Here is a 265-nt window from a genome sequence, read left to right on the forward strand (position 1 = left end):
TATCCAATATACAATATGCTGGCAACGATGAGCATTAAATTCCCCTTAAAATTCTTTAGCGGCTTTGTTCCAGAACCGTATATAATGGCCGCCTATCCTTTGCGTTTCCCGTCGGATAATGATGTTTTTGTCGATTATCCGATGCTCGCGTACGGCGGCGGCGTTCAATTTGCCGTAAAATTGCAGAAAAGTAGCGCGTTATTCTTAGAAGTAGGCTATTTGTATTACGGCGACGTAACTATGAAGAATCCTTATGTTTTACGTT

The 265-nt window shown here is 41.5% G+C and carries 1 protein-coding gene; it reads left to right on the top strand.

Features of this window, described 5'->3' with window-relative positions; all coding sequences use genetic code 11:
• Positions 1–27 precede the first annotated feature (27 nt).
• On the top strand, positions 28–265 hold a 238-nt coding region (locus ACYVTD_RS17875; RefSeq protein ID WP_461248958.1), incomplete at its 3' end, for a hypothetical protein.

The sequence above is a fragment of the Treponema sp. R6D11 genome (genome assembly GCF_054786075.1).